The 13,280-nt window shown below is 57.7% G+C and carries 10 protein-coding genes and 2 pseudogenes; 9 read left to right on the forward strand and 3 right to left on the reverse strand.

Annotated elements, in window-relative coordinates; translation table 11 throughout:
- The first annotated feature begins 44 nt into the window (after positions 1-44).
- The 4 genes from ACN9MO_RS20730 to ACN9MO_RS20745 all read left to right on the forward strand — a co-directional run bounded on the left by ACN9MO_RS20730 (position 45) and on the right by ACN9MO_RS20745 (position 5,326).
- Complete coding sequence (locus tag ACN9MO_RS20730; RefSeq protein WP_425987538.1) at positions 45-1,121, forward strand: NAD-dependent epimerase/dehydratase family protein; 1,077 nt, start codon at positions 45-47, stop codon at positions 1,119-1,121.
- Positions 1,121-3,148: a glycosyltransferase gene (locus ACN9MO_RS20735; protein WP_425987540.1), complete on the forward strand. Its 2,028-nt coding sequence runs from the start codon at positions 1,121-1,123 to the stop codon at positions 3,146-3,148. The genes ACN9MO_RS20730 and ACN9MO_RS20735 overlap by 1 nt, the downstream gene beginning before the upstream one ends.
- 16 nt (positions 3,149-3,164) lie before the next feature.
- Positions 3,165-4,307, forward strand: a complete 1,143-nt coding sequence (locus tag ACN9MO_RS20740; RefSeq protein ID WP_425987542.1) for a glycosyltransferase family 2 protein — start codon at positions 3,165-3,167, stop codon at positions 4,305-4,307.
- 554 nt (positions 4,308-4,861) lie between these two features.
- Positions 4,862-5,326: a hypothetical protein gene (locus tag ACN9MO_RS20745; RefSeq protein WP_425987544.1), complete on the forward strand. Its 465-nt coding sequence runs from the start codon at positions 4,862-4,864 to the stop codon at positions 5,324-5,326.
- Here ACN9MO_RS20745 and tnpC (ACN9MO_RS20750) read toward each other — a convergent pair.
- Together tnpC (ACN9MO_RS20750) and tnpB (ACN9MO_RS20755) are read right to left on the reverse strand one after the other, a co-directional pair.
- Positions 5,282-6,880, reverse strand: a complete 1,599-nt coding sequence (gene tnpC / locus ACN9MO_RS20750; RefSeq protein WP_425987546.1) for an IS66 family transposase — start codon at positions 6,878-6,880, stop codon at positions 5,282-5,284. The genes ACN9MO_RS20745 and tnpC (ACN9MO_RS20750) overlap by 45 nt on opposite strands.
- Before the next feature lie 74 nt (positions 6,881-6,954).
- A complete protein-coding gene (gene tnpB / locus ACN9MO_RS20755) occupies positions 6,955-7,299 on the reverse strand; it encodes an IS66 family insertion sequence element accessory protein TnpB (protein ID WP_425987548.1) in 345 nt (114 codons plus the stop codon).
- A gap of 281 nt (positions 7,300-7,580) precedes the next feature.
- On the opposite strand from tnpB (ACN9MO_RS20755), the pseudogene istA reads away from it, so the two are divergent.
- Positions 7,581-9,141 (forward strand): annotated as a pseudogene (gene istA, locus ACN9MO_RS20760) (IS21 family transposase).
- Positions 9,142-9,159: 18 nt separating this feature from the next.
- On the forward strand, positions 9,160-9,936 hold the full coding sequence (istB, locus tag ACN9MO_RS20765; protein ID WP_425987550.1) for an IS21-like element helper ATPase IstB: 777 nt from the start codon (positions 9,160-9,162) through the stop codon (positions 9,934-9,936).
- A gap of 69 nt (positions 9,937-10,005) precedes the next feature.
- Here the strand turns inward: istB and ACN9MO_RS20770 are convergent, their stop codons facing one another.
- Positions 10,006-10,320: a transposase gene (locus tag ACN9MO_RS20770; RefSeq protein ID WP_425987552.1), complete on the reverse strand. Its 315-nt coding sequence runs from the start codon at positions 10,318-10,320 to the stop codon at positions 10,006-10,008.
- A 425-nt stretch (positions 10,321-10,745) separates the two neighbouring features.
- On the opposite strand from ACN9MO_RS20770, the gene tnpA reads away from it, so the two are divergent.
- From tnpA to tnpC (ACN9MO_RS20785), 3 genes and pseudogenes are all read left to right on the forward strand, one after another.
- Complete coding sequence (gene tnpA / locus ACN9MO_RS20775) at positions 10,746-11,204, forward strand: IS66-like element accessory protein TnpA (protein ID WP_112994997.1); 459 nt, start codon at positions 10,746-10,748, stop codon at positions 11,202-11,204.
- Positions 11,201-11,554 (forward strand): IS66 family insertion sequence element accessory protein TnpB, encoded by a 354-nt coding sequence (gene tnpB, locus ACN9MO_RS20780; RefSeq protein WP_113475423.1) that lies wholly within the window; start codon positions 11,201-11,203, stop codon positions 11,552-11,554. Before tnpA ends, tnpB (ACN9MO_RS20780) begins: the two co-directional genes overlap by 4 nt.
- Before the next feature lie 64 nt (positions 11,555-11,618).
- Positions 11,619-13,270: pseudogene (gene tnpC / locus ACN9MO_RS20785) on the forward strand (IS66 family transposase).
- Positions 13,271-13,280 lie beyond the last annotated feature (10 nt).

Here is a 13,280-nt window from a genome sequence, read left to right on the forward strand (position 1 = left end):
TTCTTCAGCCGTTGCATTTTTCTTTTTAATTTCTGGTGATTATCATGGAAGACGTAGTTATTTTGACTGGCGGCGCCGGGTTTATAGGAAGCCGGCTGGCGGAGCGCTTGGTAGGCGGTCCTCGCCGTGTGATAGCAATTGACAATATGCATCCTCAGGTACACGCGACGCCTTCGCGCCCGTCCAACTTGCCATCTGAGGTGGAACTCGTTGTTGCTGACGTTGCTGACCGGGATTTTTGGGACAACTTTCTATCTCGGTTTCGGCCGAAGGAAATTGTGCATCTTGCTGCCGAAACTGGCACGGGGCAATCGCTGACGGAATCGACAAGGCATTCCTATGCAAATGTGGTCGGAACCACGCAAATGCTCGATGGATTGGCCCGGCACAAGGCGATTCCAGACCACATCGTCCTGACGTCAAGCAGAGCGGTCTATGGCGAAGGTGCTTGGAGAAGTGCGGCGGGAACAACATTTTATCCTTCGCTGCGCGACCACGCGACCTTGTCAAAGGGCGTCTGGAGCATTCTGGGGGCGGACGGTGAAGCAGCCACGCCGATAGAGCATTGCGCAGCGACCATGTTTCCGAAACCCTCGAGCGTCTATGGTGCCACGAAGTTGGCACAGGAGCAGATTGTTGCTTCTTGGGCGTCGGCGATGGGCGTACCGGCGACTGTGTTTCGTTTTCAGAATGTTTATGGGCCAGGCCAGTCCCCCTACAATGCCTACACGGGAATCATCACCTTGTTCCATCGAATCGCCCGTCAGGCGGGGACAATCGAAGTCTATGAGGACGGGCTTATCGGTCGAGATTTCGTCTATGTCGACGATGTCGTTGACAGTTGCGTCGCCGCGCTTCTTCAGCCGCCGGCGTCTGTAAGATACCTTGATGTGGGAACAGGGCAGGCAACCACCATCTTGGCGGCCGCCAATTTGATCGCAGCACTGCACGGCGCACCACAACCTGTAATTTCGGGAAAGTTCAGGGACGGTGATATTCGCTGGGCAGTTGCTGAAACCAGGCATTTGGCTTCGGAACTGGGCGTATCGTGCGACACAAGTTTCGCGGACTACGGCGCTCAGCGTGTGGGCGAATGGTTGATTGCGGAGAACATCGTCTGATGGGCATCGACACTCTGAGCACAAACCCGCCAATAATTACAAAGACACTGTCGCCAACCTCTTCATCTCGCGGCGCAGTGGTTGGTGCCTCGAAGGTCATCGCATTCATATGGATCGATCGGGCTGCCAGAGAATGGACCGAAACTGTGGTGTCCGTGCTTCGCCTGGATGGGGTGCGGGAGGTGTACGTTGCTTCTCCGGATGCGGAGGCTCCTGGGAAGATTGGCCTCAACCACCAAAACCTCGTGTTTCTAGAAGAAAATAGCTTCAACGATGCGGCTGCGGCTGTGCTCCGGCAGGGCGGAGATCAATATCTTTTCGTCGTGATGCCCGTCGTTGTCTCGCCAGATGCGCTTGCACTCGCTATTCCTCTCGCTGCCGATGACCCGCGGATCGCAACAATTTCATTTTTGTCGAATTCGGCTGGATATATCAGCTTCCCCCACAGGAACACTCCTACGCCGTTTGGTGTAGATGGCCATAACCATGAGACCTTAACTCGGCATTTGCGGAGCAAGGGTAAGAAGGACGGCGGGTTGGTGCCGCTCCCGGTATCGGAGGGTGGAGCAGTCCTTGTGAATAGGAGTGCTTGGGAAGTCAGTGGCGCATTGGACGATCAGCAAACGGGCAACGGTTCGTTCGCATTGGCGGAGTTCTCGCTGCGTGCGGCACGGCGCGGCTTCAATAGTTTTCTTGATCCATCTACATTCGTGACCAGGCCATGGGACGGTGTGGGCGCATATCCGAGCGTCTTAGAGGACCGGGATTTCCGCCACCAGTTGCATTCGATACACCCCTCCTTTCCGGGGGCCTACGATAGTGAGAGGTTGTCCGAGCGGTCGGTGCTGGCCGAATCCCTGGATCTAGCCCGGGCAAAAGCTACCGGTATTCGCGTACTGATCGATGGATCGGCGCTTGGCCCCAAGGAAATGGGCACGCAGCTGCTGATTATGGAGCTAACAAAAGCGCTGGTTCGACATCCCTCCATTCAATGGGTGGCACTCGCTGTTCCCGATCCTCTCAGTCTGCCGCACTATGCTCAGGAACTGCGGGCTACTGACAAAGTCCGACTCGTACCCGCTGCCGGCCTTAATTTTGAAGGTGCCCCCCACGTAGATATTATTCACCGACCATTTCAACCAAGCAGCCCCATTCCATGGGATCGGTGGCGTGCTATTGCGAAACGATCCGTAATCACGATTCAGGATTTGATTGCCTATAGAAACGGTGCTTACTTCAAGGATTGGGAAGACTGGGAACACTATCGCAACAATTTCAAGCGCCAAATAGCGAACGCAGACGCTGTGGTAAGCATAAGCCACGACGTTGTTACCTCGATTAAAGAAGAGCGGATGCCAGTCAGCGATCCGCATCTTTTCGTAATTGAAAACGGGGCCGATGCGCGTTCAAAAGATCAACCGCAATCTATCCCCGACGCTATTTTGGAGCGAGGTTGGGCGTCGCGTTCGTTCCTTTTCGTTCTCGGAGCTACCTATGCTCACAAGAACCGGGATCTCGCTTTGCGCGTTTGGGCTCGGTTGCGTGACAAGGGTTTCAACCATGCGATCGTACTTGTTGGCGCGGCAGTACCTTTCGGGTCTACGCGCAATGAAGAAGCGCGTGTGATTTCAACGGAGAACCATGCTGACGTTCTTTCGCTGCCCGAAGTCACCGCTGAAGAGCGGAATTGGTTGCTGCAAAACTCCAGTCTTGCCGTCTATCTGACAGCCGCCGAGGGATTTGGGCAGGTGCCGTTCGAGGCCGCGCTCATGGGGGTACCAACGTTGCACGTTTCGTTCGGTCCGTTGCGCGAACTGATCGACGATGAGTCAGTGCCGAGAACCTACCAGCTAGATGACCTGGTCGAGCGTGCCGAAGCCCTGTTGACGGATCCTGCTGTCGCGAATTCTTCGGTGCGCAAAGTGCTCGGAACGCTTGGCCGCCTCAATTGGGATGAGACCGCGCGTAAGACTGTTGACGCGTACTACGAAATACTTGGGCTGACGTCCAAGCACAGCGCAAACTAGGAATGGATTATTGACCATGAAGCCGCGCGTATTGCATGTAATCACTGTATATAATGGTCGGGCGTTCGTTCCTCGTGCGATCCAAAGTGCCGTCCGCATGGACAAGTCAGTGGCTGATATCGACGTGTTGGTATTGGACGACGCGAGCCCAGAACCTGGTTGGAGCGATGACCTCCGAGAATTGTGCAAGTCGCTGGGCGCGGAATACTACCTTGCTCCTCGCAATCTCGGAATACCGAGAAATGTGTCGTTAGGTCTGCTAACCGCAGTCAAGAACGGGTACGACTTCGTAACGATTAATAATTCCGATGTGATATTTCCCTCGAACCTTATTTCTGTTCTTGTTGCGTGTTGCCAGCAAGAGAATGTTGGATCTGTGACAGCTTGGTCGAACAATGTATCGATCTATAGTTTACCAAATGCTGACCCCGACGTTTTCCTTGCCGAGCAGGGGACAGTAGATTTTATCTCGGATGTCTTCTTCGAGAAGCATCAAGATGTGGTCGTTGATGTGCCGGCGGGTATTTCCTTTTGCATTATGATGCCGGTAGAAGTGGTAAAGAAGGTTGGGTTGATGGATCCGATCTTTGGCCGAGGCTATTGTGAAGAAACAGATTGGAGTCTCCGCAGCCTGAAGATGGGTTATCGCGTCTGCCTCAGTCTTGGTACTTTCGTCTACCATCAGGGGCGGGGATCTAATTTGGCTGCGGGCCTTGTAAGTGGCGCGCATACTACGGTTCCTGAGAATGAGGTTATCATTGACATGAGATACCCTGAATTCCGGGACCAGGTTAAAGCCTTTGAGGCGACGGAGGCTATGAACCTGCACAAATCGCAGGCGATTGATTACCTTCTCGATGCCGCTGCGAAGAAATTTGGCTACTCGATCGTTTCAGAATGGGAGAAGGCATCCCGGAAATCGGAATCGAATGAGATGAAGATTGAAGTGGTGCTTCGTGACGGTGCGCCTCACCTCAACTATCAGTTCTCAGGCTTCGAGCAGTCGTGGCCTCTGACAGGGGAAGAGACGCTGAATGCGTCCATCGCCCGATTTGGCGCGGATAAACTTCGGCACAACAGTTTCGCTATCCCGCGGTCAGTCTCATCGAATGACACCTCCGCGGACGAGGTGACCGCTTACCCGCGGCCGATTTGGTAGCTTCGCTGACCCTTACTCCTGCTTGCCCGCCGCGCTCGGAGCGACTCGAGCCTTGGGAAGGCGCGGCGAGCGGCTGGTCACCTATTGTCCTGCGAACTAAGAAGATCGAGAGCAGTCAGCTTTGGCTTGGCGCTCGGACGGATTTTCGCTCGCGACCAAGCCACCGCTTTCTCTCGTAACCACTGCCGGCGCAGGGTGTCGGTTGCGATCGCCAAGCCCGTGAGAAAACAAGGCGCGAAGGCTTCTCAAGGTTATCAACCAAATCGCATTAAGTGTGCGAACGCAACTTCTTACAAACTTCCTCCGCACTTTCTTTCACGAAAACGGCCCACGGCGCCCCTTCCTTGGTGGGTACTGTGGTGCCGATTGCTGTGCAGTTCTCTTGGTTAACGACGTATACGACATGGTCCGGGTTGACGTAGATTGTACCGGCACTCGTGTCCGTACTTGTGAATGCGATCATGCCCATGATATTCGCTCCGTCTCTCGTCCAAGAATGATGACTCACATAGATCATCCACCATTGCGCATCTTTGCGTGGTTGCGCTGTCGCGATGATTCCGCAGGCGCTGAAGCCTGCTCTGGCCTATGAGGCGCAGAATAGCCCAGTGGATGGGCGCTATAAGGACCAGTTCGTCAATGGCAAGCGCGACAACATCCACAATAGCATGCTCCAGTATCGCAAAAAGGCGTTGGAGTTTGCGCGCGCTATAATTGTGGGGCTTTGGCCCAAAAAACGGCGTGGGTTCGATGAGATGGCGTTCCCGACGTCGCTCTTCGACGGTGCCAATGGTTGGTCTTCCGCCGCCGGCGATCCTCTGAAAATTTCACTGTCAGAGAACGGGCGAGTTTTCTTTTCTGGCGATTTTGCTGTCGGCACGCGGTCGGCCAGCGGGGTAGTCGTTGCCAGGCTGCCAGAGAACGTAACGTCTTTGGGTCCGCGAGAATTCAAAGTAAGCGGTGACGTGAGGCCGTTACTTCTTGAAGTTCCAGGGCATCAGAGCGTCGAGATCGCTTGATGGCCAACCTGCGGCGATACGCTCAAGCGTCTGCGTCAGCCAGGCCAGCGGATCAACTTCGTTCATCTTGGCGGACTGGATGAGCGTAGAGAGTGTGGCCCAAGTCCTTCCGCCCCCTGCATTTCCGGCAAATAGGCTGTTCTTCCGTACAATTGCCTGAGGCCGGATTGCACGCTCAACAATGTTGGAGTCTATTTCGATGCGCCCGTCATGGAGGAACTGTTCGAAGGCTTCCCGCCGATGAAGGGCATAGCGAATGGCTTCGGCGAGCTTTGATTTTCCAGAGATGCGGGGCAGCGTGTCCTGCCAGAGTTTGTAGAGATCGGCAACGACTGCAGCGGAGGCCTCCTGACGGGCGGCAGCGCGAACATCGGGGCTTTGTCCGCGCACCTTTTCCTCGATCGACCAAAGTGCGCCCATCTTTTCGATTGTCGCCGTTGCCACCTTGGAACTGTCGTTGGCGTGCAGCTCGTAAAACCGACGGCGACCATGCGCCCAGCATCCTGCCAATAGAGCGCCGTCGTTTCCGCGCTCAGGTCGAGCAACACGGTTATAGGCAGTGTATCCGTCGATTTGCAGGATGCCGCGATAGCCTTCGAGATGCCGCGCGACACAATCGCCGGATCGACTGTCTTCAAAACGATAGGCCACCATCGGCGGACCACTGCCGCCGAACGGTCGATCGTCCCGGGCGTACGCCCATAAATACGCTGTCTTTGCCGACCCCGATCCGGGAACAAGTGTCGGTAATGTCGTCTCGTCGGCGAATATTCGTTCGCCTCTTTTGATCTGGCTGAAGGTGTAGTCCGCGAGAATCTCGAGTTCGAACCCAAGCTTCCCCATCCACCGCGCCATGATACCGCGCTCGACCTCGACATGGTCGCGCAGGAAGATCGCCTCCTGTCGATAGAGCGGCAACCCGTCGCCATATTTGGAGACCGCGATATAGGCGAGCAGCGCTTCCGTCGGAATGCCGCTTTCGACGATATGCGCCGGGGCTGAGGCCTGGATGACGCCGTCTTCGTTCTTGAAGGCATACTTCGGGCGATGGGTGACGATCACCCGGAACTTCGGCGGAATGACATCAAGCCGCTCGGAGGTATCTTCCCCGATCAGGACCTTCTGTTTGCCAGCGTGTTCGGGCAGTTCGTCCGGCTCGATGACTACATGGACCCGCTCCAGGTGCGGCGGGAAGCCCTTGCGCGGGCGCGGCGCACGCTTTGCAGCGCCTGGATTGCGGCCCTTGGAAACCAGCGCCTCAATCGCGGCAATGCCAATGTCGATTTCTTCGAAGACAAACGCGCCCTGTTCGTCCAGGTCTGCCTCGATGGACTTGCCCTGCTTTTCCGAACGGCGGCCATACCTGTATCGATTGAAAGCTTTGAGGATCAGCTTCAACTTGGCGATCTGTTCGTCCGCGTCCGTATTGCGGGCCTTCAGATCAGCGACTTCGTCTTCCAGAACATCGGCGCGCGCAGCCTTTGCTGCCATCGCCATGACCATGGCTTTCAGCGCATCAACGTCATCAGGAAGCTCGAGATCGGCTGGTTTCATGCCCTTATGTAGAGCATGTTTCGGCGAGATTTACCCTCAGTTTCAGCCGCCTGATTCACTCTGCCGCAGGGCTTTTACCCAACAAATTCCGGTCGTTTCACCGTAGCCGAGCGGACCCGTTTCCAGTCCATGCCGTCAACGAGTGCAAGCAGTTGCGCGTGATTGAGCTGCACGCGGGCCGGTCCGATCTTCGGCCAGACGAACTGATTTTTTTCGAGCCGCTTCGAATATAGGCAGACGCCTGAGCCATCCCACCAGGCGATCTTGATTCTGTCTGCTCTTTTGGCGCGGAAAACGTAGAGCGAGCCATTGAAGGGATCACTTCCAGCATCACGCACCAGCGCCAAAAGACTGTCTGGACCTTTGCGGAAGTCAACGGGATGACTGGCCAAGAACACCTTCGCACCAGCGGGGATCATGCAGAGCGCACCGCGCGGATCAGCCTGACGAGATGTGGCTCGTCGATCGCGACATTCACCCGGATCACAGCGTCGCCGATCATGATGCGGGTTTCGGTAATTCGCGGACAGGGTTTCCATTAAATCCCGGACAGCGATTTCACTAAATCCGGGACAGCATTTCCGCTAATTCCCGGACAGCGATTCCGGTAAATCCCGGACAGTCTTTCGGCGATTAAAACATCGACTTTCGCACGCGCCGTTTTGCCATTCTGGACCCCGATTTGAGAGGGGTGCGGGGAATGGCGAGACGGAAGCAGGCGAGACTTATTGACGTGAAGGACATTCGATCGATATTGCGACTGACGCACGAACAGGGGCTTTCGGTTCGTGCGATATCGGAACGGCTGAAGATCAGCAAAACGACCATTTCGACCTATCTGCTGCGGGCGCGTGAGGCCGGGCTGACGGGCTGGCCGTTGCCGCCTGGGCTTGACGAGGACGCTGTGTTGCAGCGTCGCCTGTTCCATCGTCGCGGCCGCCCGCCCCAGGACATGCACGCGCCCGACTGGGGCCAGATCGCCAGTGAACTGAAGCGAAAGGGCGTGACGCTGACGCTGTTGTGGCAGGAATATCGCGAGCGGCACCCCAACGGTTATGGATACACATGGTTCTGTGAGCGTTTCGCCGCTTTCGAACAACGCGCCAGCGCCACTTTCCGCAATCGCCACACCGCCGGCGCGGCGATGCAGACCGACTATGCTGGCCACACCGTCCCCGTCATTGATCCGGCGACGGGCGAGATCCGGCCGGCGCAGATCTTCGTCGCGGTTCTGCCGGCCTCCTTGTACACCTTCGCCTATGCGAGCTTCACTCAACGGCTGCCAGACTGGATCGAGGGTCAGCAACGGGCGTTGAGCTTCTTCGGTGGCGTGACCAAGGCGATCGTCTGCGACAACCTCAAGGCCGGCGTCGCCAAGCCCTTGTGGTTCGAGCCGACCATCAACGCCACTTTTGCAGCATTCGCCGAACATTACGACACAACGGTCCTGCCGACCCGCCCAAAACGGCCGAAGGACAAAGCCAAGGTCGAAGGCAGCGTTCTGATCGTTGAGCGCTGGATCCTGGCGCGACTGAGGAATGAGCGCTTCTTCAGCCTCGTTGATCTCAACGTGCGGATCAGCCAGCTCCTCGACGATCTCAATAACCGGCCGATGCGGCGGGTTGGCAAATCCCGACATCAACAATCAACTCTTCGAGGCGATCGAACGCGAAGCGCTCGCCCCCTTGCCAGCAACGCCATTCGAATATTCCGAATGGAAATCGGCAAAGGTTCATCCCGACTATCATGTCGAGGTCGATAAGGCCTTCTACTCCGTGCCGCACCGCCTGATCGGCCGCCAGGTCGATGTCCGGCTTACAAGCCGGATTGTCGAGGTCTTCCATGATCACCAACGTGTCGCCAGTCACCGCCGGACGTCGCAGCGGGCTGGTCACGTCACCGTCAACGAACACATGCCCAAGACGCATCAGCACTATGCCAACACCACCCCGGCGAGCCTGATCAAGCAGGCCGCAAAGATTGGCCGCAACGCTGCGATCCTGATCGAACGGCTGATGCGCGACAGGCCCCATCCCCAGCAGGGATACCGCGCCGCTCAAGGCGTTCTATCACTCGCGCGCCGGTACGGACCTGAGCGTCTTGAAGCCGCGTGCGATCGGGCGCTGACGATCAATGCGACCAGCTATTCCTCCGTCAGCACCATCCTCAAATCCGGCCTCGATCAAGCTCCACCAGCCGCCGAGCCGGTCAAGCCTGCCCCGCCGCATGGCAACATCCGCGGCAGTTCCTATTACCAGTGAAGAAAGGAAGACACTTGAATGCTCACACATCCAACCCTCGACCAGATGCACGCACTCGGTCTATCCGGCATGGCAGCAGCTTATCGTGAACTGGCCAATCAGCCCGAGGGCATCGATCTCAACCGCGACGAATGGCTGGGTCTGATGCTCGACCGGGAGATGGCTGTGCGCGGTGACAAGCGCCTGACCAACCGGCTTGCAATCGCCAAACTGCGCTTCCCCGACGCTTGCATCGAGAACATCGACTTCGCCGCCCATCGCGGCCTTGACCGCAGACAGCTTCTCTCCCTGGCACAAGGTGAATGGCTCAAAGCCCATGAGCACTTGATCCTGACCGGACAAACGGGAACCGGCAAAACCTGGCTTGCCTGTGCCATCGGACGGCAGGCGGCCCGCCTCGATTATTCCGTTCTCTATGTCCGGATGCCTCGTCTCTTCGAGGATTTGGCCCTGGCGCGCCTCGACGGTCGGTTCCCTCGATTGGTCGACAAGCTCGCACGTGTTCAACTGCTCATCTTGGATGACTGGGGAACCCATGCGCTCAGCGATCAGCAGCGGCTGGATCTCCTGGAAATCTTCGAAGAGCGCTACCGCAGGAAATCAACTCTGATCACCGCCCAACTCCCCGTGGCGCAGTGGCACGAGATGATCGGGGAACCAACTATCGCTGACGCCATCCTCGATCGCATCGTTCACAACTCTCACCGAATTGCGCTCGAAGGCGATAGCATGAGGAAGCAAAAGCAATCCTCGCTCTTGACCGAAATGCGAAACGCCGAAATCAATAACAAATGACATCAACCAGGCGAACGAAAGTCGATCCCGCAAGACTGTCCGCGATTTAGTGAAACGACTGTCCGGGATTTACCGGAATCGCTGTCCCGTTAATCCGAAATCCGCAATCATGATGTCCGCGGTGGAGCTTTCGCCCCGAGCCGTATCAACAACAGCCTCCGCTTTCAGTCGGGCATTGCGCCGCCACGTGAACAATTGCGATGGGTCGATCCCTATGCGCCTCGCTATCGCAGAAACGCGCGCACCTGGCTCCAGGCTTTCGGCTACCGCCTGAGCCTTCAACTCATTTGACCAACGTCGAACCTCTCGCGGCGCGCCCTCCAGGCGACCCGCAACGGCTTCGATCATATGGAACGTTCTATGTTCGGACATAGGTTCAGACATAGCAATTCATACCAAGCTCATTCCCTGAGCTCACACGAATAAGCCCGATCCACCGCTATCGCCAGACGGGGTCAATGCACCGCTTACAATTCAAATGCTGGAGCGCCAACAACAATCCTGTGAGGTTCCTCCTGCAGACCAGTGGCGATTTGGTGGCCTACCACGAAGTCACGGCCGACACATCCGATGTCTCGGCCAACACCATGCACTGGCAAGCCCGATAATGTTCGATTATGGTGCCCCAACACCAATTGGAGTTCGGGTTTGGGCATAGTCGAGCGCATATCGAAAATGGAAGAGAGCAATCTGGTCGAGTTCACCAACTCGGTATGCGCCGCCTCCATCCCATTGATTTTGCGTGTTTGTGACCATTGAGGTTTCTGCCTTTCTGCCAGAAGATTTTCGGCAAGAGCTGGAGATTTGGCATGACGGATGGCGGTGATGGATTTGTCGGGCGATGCGATGTTGTTGAGCCTCGTCGGGGGAACCGACGCTGGCCCGACGCCGTGAAAGCGCGGATTGTTGCGGAGAGCCTTCAGCCTGGAGTTCGGGTCGCTGACGTTGCGCGTCTTTATGATCTCGCTGCGCATCAGCTTTCAGACTGGCGGCGGCAGGCGCGTCAGGGTCTTCTGACGCTGCCTGCTGAACTGATGACGGCCGTGCCGGCGTTTGCGGACGGGCCTATCGAACCCGCCTTTGTGCCACTGGCGCTTACGACGGAGCCGAAGACGGCTACCGATACTTTGCCGACACCGGATCCGGTCGCGTCCGCTTCGCGGATCGTGACGATAGAAATAGGCGCAGACCTTGTGATGAGGGTTCCCGGCGATGTGCCGGTTGATCGGGTTGCAGCCTTGGTGCGCGCGATGCGAGGGACGGCATGATCGTCGCGGGCCAACGCTTGCCGATCCTGATCGCGACGCGGCCGGTGGACTTCCGCTGTGGCCATCAGGCGCTGGCCTTGATGGTGCAGACCGAGTTGAAGCTTGATCCGCATTCCGGGGTGACCGTGATCTTCCGGTCGAAGCGCGGGGATCGTTTGAAAATCCTGGTATGGGATGGCACCGGAATGGTGCTGATCTACAAGGTTTTGGAGCAGGGAAACTTTGCCTGGCCCAAGGTGCAGGATGGAACGATGCGTCTTTCTCGGGCTCAATACGAAGCCTTGTTCGAAGGGCTTGATTGGCGACGGGTGATGGCGCAACGGGTGACGCCACCGACTGCGGCAGGATGACTCAATCGCCCTGTTTTGGCATTGTTTTGTTAGGCTTTTCTGCTTCGGTTTGTTATGAAGACACATGTCACAGCCCATCGATCTCAGCCAGTTCCCGGACCTTCCTTTGGAGGTGGTGAAGGCTTTTGCGGCGGTGCAGTTCGAGCTGTCGGTCGAGCGTGCGGCACGCCAGCATGAGCAGGCGGTGGTGGCCGAAAAGGACGCCTTTATCACCGAGCTGAAGGAACTGATCGAGAAGCTGGAGATCCAGGTTCAGGACTACCGGCGCACGAAGTTCGGGCCGAAATCGGAAAAGCTCGATCCGACGCAGATGGAACTGGCGCTGGAGGACCTGGAGACGGCGATTGCCGAAACGCAGGCCCAGATCGCCTTCGTCGAGGAAAAGATCGCAGCCAGCGCAGCCGATCCCGAAAAGAGCGCTCCTCGCAAGAACGCAAGGTGCGCGCACTGCCGCAGGGCCTGCCGCGGGTCGAGCGGGTGATCGAGCCCGATAGCATTGTCTGTCCCTGTGGTTGCGGCAACATGGTTCGGATCGGCGAAGATCGGACGGAACGGCTCGATCAAATTCCGGCGCGCTATCAGGTGATTGTCACGGTCCGCCCGAAATACGCTTGCCCCAAGGGGCGGACGGGCGTCGTTCAGGCCAGAGCGCCGGCGCATTTGCTGGAGGGAAGCTGGCCGACCGAGGCATTGTTGGCGCAGATCGCCGTGTCCAAGCATTCCGAACATATGCCGCTGAACCGGCAGGCGCTCGTCATGGCCCGACACGGAGTGCCGATCGACCGAACGGTCCTGGCCGATTGGATGGGCCGAACGGGTGCTGCGATCGCGCCGGTGGTCGACCGCATGGCCGTGGTCCTGAAACAGGGTAGCTCACGACTCTATGTCGACGAGACCACGGCTCCGGTGCTGGATCCCGGGCGCGGCAAGACAAAGACCGGCTATCTCTGGGCCGTGTTGCGCGACGACCGTGGCTGGAATGGGCCTGCGCCGCCGGGCGTGGTGTTCCATTATCGGCCTGGGCGTAACGGCGAATATGCCGCAGAAATCCTCGACGGCTTCAACGGCACGATCCAGGTGGACGCCTATGGCGGCTACTCCCACCTCGCCACGCCCAAACGCACGGGCGGCAATCCATTGCGACTGGCCTTCTGCTGGTCGCATGGCCGCAGAAAACTGATTAAGGCTCAGCCGAAGAAGGGGTCGCCCATCGTCGACGAGGCGCTGTTGCGCATCGCCGCCCTCTACAAGATCGAGGACAGCATCCGCGGTTGTGATCCCGATCATCGCCGGGCTGTCCGCCAGAACCTGTCCCGCCCGCTGGTGGACGAGTTCTTCACCTGGCTTGCCGCTCAGGCCAAACGCGTCTCGCGCAAGTCCGACCTCGGCGAAGCCATGGCCTATATGCTCAAACGCCAGGATGGCTTTAGTCTGTTCCTCGACGATGGCCGCGTCGACATCGACTCCAACCTGGTCGAAAACGCGATCAGAAGTCCGGCCATGAACCGCCGCAATGCGCTCTTCGCCGGCCACGATGAAGGCGGCCGTAACTGGGCACGATTTGCCAGCCTGATCGGCACATGCAAGATGAACGGCGTTGAACCCTACGCCTACCTGCGCGATCTCTTCACCAGCCTCGCCAGCGGCCACCTCGCCAAAGACATCGACGCCCTCATGCCCTGGGCCTATGCGCAACGGATCAGCGCCTCACAATGAGCTCGTCCGG

Source organism: Ensifer sp. R-19, assembly GCF_049905105.1.
Lineage (GTDB): Bacteria > Pseudomonadota > Alphaproteobacteria > Rhizobiales > Rhizobiaceae > Ensifer.

What these genes read in the sequence shown, in the direction of transcription:
- istB (WP_425987550.1), top strand. Translation starts at nt 9,160, where the DNA reads ATGCTCACACATCCAACCCTCGACCAGATGCACGCACTCGGTCTATCC.
- ACN9MO_RS20735 (WP_425987540.1), top strand. Translation starts at nt 1,121, where the DNA reads ATGGGCATCGACACTCTGAGCACAAACCCGCCAATAATTACAAAGACA.
- tnpB (WP_113475423.1), top strand. Translation starts at nt 11,201, where the DNA reads ATGATCGTCGCGGGCCAACGCTTGCCGATCCTGATCGCGACGCGGCCG.
- ACN9MO_RS20730 (WP_425987538.1), top strand. Translation starts at nt 45, where the DNA reads ATGGAAGACGTAGTTATTTTGACTGGCGGCGCCGGGTTTATAGGAAGC.
- tnpA (WP_112994997.1), top strand. Translation starts at nt 10,746, where the DNA reads ATGACGGATGGCGGTGATGGATTTGTCGGGCGATGCGATGTTGTTGAG.
- ACN9MO_RS20745 (WP_425987544.1), top strand. Translation starts at nt 4,862, where the DNA reads ATGATTCCGCAGGCGCTGAAGCCTGCTCTGGCCTATGAGGCGCAGAAT.
- tnpB (WP_425987548.1), bottom strand. Translation starts at nt 7,299, where the DNA reads ATGATCCCCGCTGGTGCGAAGGTGTTCTTGGCCAGTCATCCCGTTGAC.
- tnpC (WP_425987546.1), bottom strand. Translation starts at nt 6,880, where the DNA reads ATGAAACCAGCCGATCTCGAGCTTCCTGATGACGTTGATGCGCTGAAA.
- ACN9MO_RS20740 (WP_425987542.1), top strand. Translation starts at nt 3,165, where the DNA reads ATGAAGCCGCGCGTATTGCATGTAATCACTGTATATAATGGTCGGGCG.
- ACN9MO_RS20770 (WP_425987552.1), bottom strand. Translation starts at nt 10,320, where the DNA reads ATGTCTGAACCTATGTCCGAACATAGAACGTTCCATATGATCGAAGCC.